The organism is Streptomyces sp. KLMMK, assembly GCF_036961605.1.
Classification (GTDB): domain Bacteria; phylum Actinomycetota; class Actinomycetes; order Streptomycetales; family Streptomycetaceae; genus Streptomyces; species Streptomyces telluris.
The window spans coordinates 1-6,101 of record NZ_JBAMDC010000382.1; the positions used below are offsets into that span (position 1 = coordinate 1).

The following is a 6,101-nucleotide window of genomic DNA, read 5'->3' on the forward strand; positions in this document are numbered from 1 at the left end:
GCTCGCCGACGTCGGCCCCGAAGCGCATGGTGTCGTCCAGGAGGGCGCGCACCAGCATGGGGTTGCCGGCGGTCATGCGGTGGTAGCGGGAGCGGGCGCCGGGCGGTAACGGCCGCTCCGACTGCGCGGCGAGCATGAGGCCGACGCCCTCCTCGGAGAGCGGCGCGAGGCGGACCCTGCGGTGCGGCCGGCGCAGGAGCTCGGTGCGGAAGAACGGGTGGGCGGGCCCGTACTGCTCCCAGCCGGTGCACACCACCAGGACCCGCTTGGCGCGGATCCGCTGCAGCAGCGCGAGCACGGTCTGGAGCGAGGCGGCGTCCATGGAGTGGCAGTCGTCGATGCCGATCACCACGGGCCGGTCGCCGGCGAGTTCCGCCACGGCCCGGGAGGCGTCCTGGACGGCGCGCGCGACGCAGTTCTCCTGCTCCGGCCCGGACGGCGGGGGAGTGCTCCCGCCGGAGGTGCGGCAGCGGGTGATCCGGTCCAGCACGTCCGCGGCGACCTCGCCGCTGAGCAGCAGGTCCCCCACGGTGCCCAGCGGTTGGTCCCGCCCGGTGGCGGAAGCGGTGGCGATCAGGAGCCGGGCCCCCGCCGCGGCCACCGTGTTGGCGAACTCGTGGAGGAGTTCGGTCTTCCCCGAGCCCGGACCTCCGCTGATGATCACGAGCTGTCCTGATCCGCCGACGCAGTCGGCGAACGCCTCGCTCAAGGCTTCCAGTTCTTTATGGCGGTCGTACAGATGCATATCGCCCCCGCGGTCAGTATTCCGAGAATCCGGGTTCACCGAACAGCACTGCGGAACTGCAACCCTTTACCGGTCCCCGGTGCACGGGGCCCGGCCCATGCAGTCCACCGCATGGTCTAGCCGAAACCGATAGATCCCGCGTAAACGTTTCGTCACCAAAACGGATCACGCGCCCAGCGAACCCAATCGTTCTAGGACATCAGCGAAATATGGACACGAAACTTACGTAGCGTGTCACATCGGTGTCAACGGTCAGGCCGGTCCTTCAAGTTCCGGCCCTCCAAGAGTATGGAAGGTAGCTCCACCGCCCTCGGTTGCCTCACTGAAGGCAAAGTCCGCCCGGCGCGCGCCACGCCCCCTGAGCACCCCCTGCCCGGGCTGGGGGGGATAGGGGTTGGCCGGGCCGTCCGGGGCTCCTTAGCCTCCGATGGGCGGGGGCGCGGACCGAGGAGCCCGGGGGCCCCGCGTTTTCCGAAGGCTTCTGTCGATTCCGATCGGACGGCTGCGCTGGTGAACAACGAGGACCGACTGCTCGACTACCTCCGACGGACGACGTCGGATCTGCGCGAGACGCGGCGCAGGCTGCGCGAGTCCGAGCAACGGGCGCACGAACCCGTCGCGATCGTGGGCATGGCGTGCCGCTACCCCGGCGGCGTCACCACCCCCGGAGAACTGTGGGACCTGGTGGCTGCGGGCACCGACGCCGTGTCCGCCTTCCCCGCCGACCGCGGCTGGGACACCGACTCCCTGTACGACCCCGAGCCCGGGCGCCCCGGCCGGACCTACGCCCGCACGGGCGGGTTCCTGCACGACGCCGCGGAGTTCGACCACGACTTCTTCGGGATCAGCCCGCGCGAGGCGCTGGCCACCGACCCCCAGCAGCGGCTGCTGCTGGAGACCTGCCACGAGGCGTTCGAGGACGCCGGCATCGTGCCGTCGGCCCTGCGCGGCAGCCGCACCGGAGTCTTCGCCGGCGTCATGTACAACGACTACGCGACTCGGATCCGGTCCGTTCCCGACGACCTCGACGGCTACCTCGCCAACGGCAGCGCCGCCAGCATCGCCTCGGGCCGGGTGGCCTACACCTTCGGCCTCGAAGGGCCGGCCGTCACCGTCGACACCGCCTGCTCGTCCTCGCTCGTCGCCCTGCACTGGGCGGTCCGGGCACTGCAGTCCGGCGAGTGCACCCTGGCCCTCGCCGGAGGCGTCACGGTGATGTCGACGCCCGAGACGTTCGTCGACTTCAGCCGGCAGCGGGGCCTGTCCCCCGACGGCCGCTGCAAGGCCTTCGCCGCGGGCGCCGACGGCACCGGCTGGGGCGAGGGCGCCGGCATGCTGCTCCTGGAACGGCTCTCCGACGCCCGCCGCAACGGCCACCGCGTCCTCGCCGTCGTCAAGGGCAGCGCGATCAACTCGGACGGCGCCAGCAGCCGCCTCACGGCACCGAACGGCCCCTCCCAGCAACGGGTGATCCGCCAGGCGCTGGCGGACGCGGGCCTGTCCCCGGCGGACGTCGACGCGGTCGAGGCCCACGGCACCGGCACCACGCTGGGCGACCCCATCGAGGCCCAGGCCCTGCTGGCGACGTACGGCCGGGAGCGGACCGGCGGACGGCCGTTGTGGCTCGGATCGGTCAAGTCGAACCTCGGCCACACCCAGGCCGCCGCGGGCGTCGCCGGCGTGATCAAGATGGTCATGGCGATGCGGCACGGCGCGCTGCCGAGGACGCTGCACGTCGACGAGCCCTCGCCGCAGGTCGACTGGGACTCCGGGGCGGTGGAGCTGCTCACCGAGCACCGCGCCTGGCCGGAGACCGGGCGGCCCCGCCGGTCGGCCGTCTCGTCGTTCGGCATCAGCGGGACCAACGCGCACGTGGTGCTCGAAGAGGCTCCCACGGATGCCTTCGCGCCCGCCCTGGACGGAGCGGAGCCCGCCGAGCCCCCGGACGGGACGCCCGCCGGCGCTCCGCGGCTCACGGCCGTCCCCTGGATTCTCTCGGCGCGGACGCCGGAGGCCCTCGCCGGGCAGAGCCGCCGGCTGCACGAGTGGGTCGCCGCCCGGCCCGGCGCCGACCCCGCGGACATCGGCTGCGCACTGGCCACCACCCGCTCCCGGTGGGAACACCGCGCGGTCGTCGTCGGCGAGGACCGCGAGGAGTTGCTCGCCGGCCTGGCCCGGGTCACCGCCGGCTCCCGCGGCGAAAGCTCCCGCGGTGAAAGCTCCCGTGGCGACTTCTGCGGCGACGGCTCCCGCACCGGCGGAAAGCTGGCGTTCCTGTTCACCGGGCAGGGCTCCCAGCGCCCCGGCATGGGCCGCGAGCTGTACCGGGCCTTCCCCGTGTTCGCCGCCGCCTTCGACGAGGTGGCCGCGCTCATGGGCGCGGAGCTGGAGGTGCCGCTGGCCGAGGTGATCGAAACGGACGCCGGGACCCTGCGCCGCACCGACTACGCGCAGGCCGCGATCTTCGCCGTCGAGGTGGCGCTCTACCGGCTCCTGGAGTCCCTGGGCGTCCGCCCGGACTTCCTCGTGGGGCACTCCGTCGGCGAACTGGCCGCCGCGCACGTGTCCGGCGTGCTCTCCCTGGAGGGCGCCGTCGCGATGGTCCTCGCCCGCGGCGGCCTGATGCGGCGGCTGCCGCCCGGCGGCGCGATGGCGGCGATCGCCGCGGCCGAGGCCGACGTTCAGCCGCTGCTCTCCGCCACCGTCGGCCTCGCGGCCGTCAACGGCCCGGAGTCCGTGGTGATCTCCGGCGCCGAGGACGGGGTGGCGGAGATCGCCGCGCGGTTCGCCAGGAGCAGCAGGCTCAAGGTCTCGCACGCGTTCCACTCGCCGCTGATGGAGCCGATGCTGGCCGACTTCGCGCAGGTCGCCAAGGCGCAGGCCTACGAGGCGCCGCGGATCCCGGTCGTCTCGACGCTGACCGGGGCCCCGGCCACGGCCGAGGAGCTGTGTTCCCCGGACTACTGGGTGGACCACGTCCGCCGGCCCGTGCGGTTCGCCTCGGCCGTGCTCACGCTGCACGACCTGGGCGTGGGGACGTTCCTGGAGCTGGGCCCCGACGCGGTGCTGACCGCGATGGCGCGGGACTGCGTCGCCGACGGCGATCCGGTGACCGTCGCGACGATGCGGCGCGACCGCACGGAGGAGCGCGAACTGGTCGGCGCCCTCGGCCGGTTGCACACCGCCGGCGTCCAGGTCGACTGGGCCGCGCTGTTCGCCGGCCGCGGCGCACGCCGCGTCGGCCTCCCCACCTACGCGTTCGACCGCAGCCGCTTCTGGCTGGAATCGGCCGGCAGCGGCGGGGACGCGAGCGGACTCGGCCAGCTGTCCGCCGGCCACCCCCTGCTGGGCGCGGTCACGGAGCTGCCCGGCTCGGGCGGTCTCCTCCTCACCGGCCGCCTCTCGCTGTCCGCGCAGCCCTGGCTCGCGCACCACGCCGTGCACGGCACCGTCCTGCTGCCCGGCACCGCCCTCGTCGAACTCGCCGTCCAGGCGGCCGACAAGGCCGGCTGCGGCGTGGTGGAGGAACTCACCCTCCAGGCGCCGCTCGTCCTGCCCGAGCGGGGAGCCGTGGCGGTGCAGGTCGCCGTCGGCCCGGAGGACGGCGGCCGGCGCTCGCTGGCCGTGTTCTCCCGGCCCGCGGACGCCCCCGACGCGCCGTGGACCGGCAACGCCACCGGAGTGCTGGGAGCCGTCGGCGACGCCGCCCCGCCCGCGGACCCGGCCGCCTGGCCGCCGGACGGCGCCGAAGAGGTCGGACTGGGCGAGCTCTACCCGGCGCTGGCCGCGGCCGGCTACGGCTACGGCGAGGTCTTCCAGGGCCTGCGCGCGGTGTGGCGGCGCGGCGACGACCTGTTCGCCGAGGCCGCCCTGCCGGAGAGCGCACGGGCGACGGCCGGTTCGTACGGCGTGCACCCCGCGCTGCTCGACGCCGCCCTCCACGCCAACCTCCTCGGCCTCGGCCCGGGACAGGCCGTCCTCCCCTTCAGCTGGAGCGGCGTCACCCTGCACGCCGCCGGGGCGCCCGAGCTGCGGATCCGCATCGGCAAGGCCGGCGGGGACGCCGTGTCGCTGGAGGTCGCGGACGGCACCGGCGCACCGGTCGCCTCCGTACGGGCGCTCGTCGCCCGCCCGGTCTCGCCCGGGCAACTGGCGGCCGGGCCGGGGGAGTCGCTGTTCCGCGTCGACCGCGTCCCCGTGCCCGCCCCCGCGGGGCCGGCCGCCGCAGACCTCGCCGTGCTCGGCACGGACGACCTCGGACTGGCGGCGCCCCTCCACCCCGGCCTCGCCTCGCTCGACGGACCGGTGCCGGACGTGGTCGTGCTGCCCGTGGCCCCCTCCACGACGGGCGACGACGTGCCCGCGGCCGTCCGCGCGACGCTCGCCCCCGTCCTGGCCGCCCTGAAGGACTGGCTCGCCGACCGCCGCTTCGACCGGTCGCGGCTCGCCGTGGTGACCCGGGCCGGCGATCTCGCGCACGCGCCGCTCGCCGGACTGGTGCGCGCCGCCGAGGCGGAGAACCCCGGCCGGTTCCTGCTGGTCGACACCGACGGGAGCGACGGCCTGGCCGCCGCCCTCACGTGCGGGGAGCCCGAAGTGGCCGTACGGGGCGGGGCGCTGCAGGCGCCGCGGCTCGCCAGGGCCGAGCCGGGCGGCCGGCCGCAGTGGGAGCCCGGGGCCACCGTGCTGATCACCGGCGGCACGGGCGGCCTCGGCAGCCTCCTGGCCCGCCACCTCGTCACCGCCCACGGCGTCCGCCGGCTGCTGCTGACGAGCCGCCGCGGCGAGGACGCCCCCGGCACGGCCGCACTGCGCGCCGGGCTGGAGGAGCTGGGCGCCGAAGTGACCGTGGCCCGCTGCGACGCGGCCGACCGGGACCAGCTCGCCGCCCTCCTCGCCCGGCACGAGATCCACGGGGTCGTGCACGCGGCCGGCGTCGTCGACAACGGCATGCTCGCCGCGCTGAGCCCGCAGCAGGTGGAGCGGGTGCTGCGCCCCAAGGTCGACGCGGCCTGGAATCTGCACGAGCTCACCGCGGACCGGGAGCTCACGGCCTTCGTGCTGTTCTCCTCGACCGCCGGGCTCCTGGCCGGCGGCGGCCAGGCCAACTACGCCGCCGCCAACACCTTCCTGGATGCGCTCGCCGCCCACCGCCGGGCCGCCGGGCTGCCCGCCGTGTCGATGGCCTGGGGCCTGTGGACCGACACCGGCGGGCTCGCCGAGCAGATGGAGGCCTCCGACCTGGAGCGCATGCACCGGGCCGGCCTGCCGCCCCTGTCCGCCGCCCAGGGCCTGGAACTGTTCGATGCGGCCCTGGCCACCGGGGACGCGCTCGTGGTGCCGACCAGGCTGGACC

Annotated in this window: 2 protein-coding genes; one reads left to right on the forward strand and one right to left on the reverse strand. The window is 75.2% G+C overall.

Going from position 1 to position 6,101, the window contains the following annotated elements:
* Nucleotides 1-745 (reverse strand): AAA family ATPase (locus V7793_RS31615; RefSeq protein ID WP_336013065.1); only part of this gene is annotated, 745 nt, incomplete at its 3' end.
* Between the two features lie 510 nt (nt 746-1,255).
* Here V7793_RS31615 and V7793_RS31620 point away from each other — a divergent pair.
* Nucleotides 1,256-6,101 (forward strand): type I polyketide synthase (locus V7793_RS31620; RefSeq protein WP_336013067.1); only part of this gene is annotated, 4,846 nt, incomplete at its 3' end.